We start from the raw sequence: 1517 nt of genomic DNA on the forward strand, positions 1-1517 counted from the left end.
GTGTTGGTGTTGGTGTTGGTGTTGGTGTTGGTGTTGGTGTTGGTGTTGGTGTTGGTGTTGGTGTTGGTGTTGGTGTTGGTGTTGGTGTTGGTGTTGGTGTTGGTGTTGGTGTTGGTGTTGGTGTTGGTGTTGGTGTTGGTGTTGGTGTTGATTCTGGTTCTGGATCTGGTGTTGGTGTTGTATTACTTACCGTGATCGCAAGCGTCTGCGTAGACGCATCGCCGAAGGTGAACGTCAATGTCGTACTTCCCACCGATTGAACGGATAAGTATTCCTTCTTAATCGTTACGATATTATCCGTGATCGTATAGTCCGTCCCCTCTGTCAGCGTAGCTGCACCATTCGTAATGCTCAACAATGTGCTACTGTACAACGTCATGGTCGTCGTAACATCTGCTTGTGCGGACACTTTCTTATCGAAGCTTGCATTCGTTGCGCTTAGTGTCGGTGACGTTGTGTCGCTCACGCTAATCGCAAACCTCAATCTTGCTCTTGAGTTACTGAATGTGAACCCCAAGTTTATCTTGCCTACTGACTGACCCGCCAAGTACGCTTTCAGGATGGTTACTGTGTTGCCCTCAATGGTGTAATCCGTTCCAGGTGTTAAATCCGTTATGCCGTTCGCGATACTCGTTAGCGTATTTCCATTCAACGTCATCGTTGTCGTCACATCAGTGTTCGTCGCTGCTCCCGACTTCTTATCGAAGCTTGCGATCAGGGGACTGATCGTGCTATTCGGCGGTGTCGTATCACTTACCGTAATCGCAAGCGTCTGCGTTGCTCCTCCGCTGAACGTGAACGTCAAGTTTATCGTGCCCGCTGAGTGTTTCGCTAGGTACTCCTTCTTGATTGTTACTGTATTACCTTCAACAGTATAATCCCATTCAGGTCTTAGTGGCGTTGGTGTTGGTGTTGGTGTTGGTGTTGGTGTTGGTGTTGGTGTTGGTGTTGGTGTTGGTGTTGGTGTTGGTGTTGGTGTTGGTGTTGGTGTTGGTGTTGGTGTTGGTGTTGGTGTTGGTGTTGGTGTTGGTGTTGGCGTCTCATCAGTTCCGTAGACATCATCTATCGGCGGCGGCGTTATGTCACTCGTGATACTCGTTAGCGTATTTCCATTCAACGTCACCGTTGTCGTCACGTCAGTGTTCGTCGCTGCTCCAGACTTCTTATCGAAGCTTGCGATCAGGGGACTGATCGTGCTATTTTCCGGTGTCGTATCACTTACCGTAATCGCAAGCGTCTGCGTTGCTCCTCCGCTGAACGTGAACGTCAAGTTTATCGTGCCCACTAAGTGTCTTCCTAGGTACTCCTTCTTGACTGTTACTGTACTACCTTCAACAGTATAATCCGTTCCAGACCTTAGTAGCTCTGGCTCTGCTGGCGTCTCATCAGTGTAAGTATCATCACTCCCAGAGTATCCTGACGGCGGCGGCGTTATGTCACTCGCGATACTCGTTAGCGTATTTCCATTCAACATCACCGTTGTCGTCACGTCAGTGTTCGTCGCTGCTCCAGACTTC

The 1517-nt window shown here is 49.3% G+C and carries 1 protein-coding gene and 1 pseudogene; both read right to left on the minus strand.

What is annotated here, in order from left to right:
• Positions 1-1285, minus strand: a 1285-nt coding sequence (locus tag AC1DWB_RS34980; RefSeq protein ID WP_477545672.1) for a X2-like carbohydrate binding domain-containing protein, incomplete at its 3' end; no start/stop codon positions are given.
• Positions 1286-1474, minus strand: a pseudogene (locus AC1DWB_RS34985) (hypothetical protein); the annotation flags it as partial. It abuts the gene before it with no gap.
• Positions 1475-1517: the final 43 nt, after the last annotated feature.

This window comes from Paenibacillus sp. P4_E11 (genome assembly GCF_056401635.1).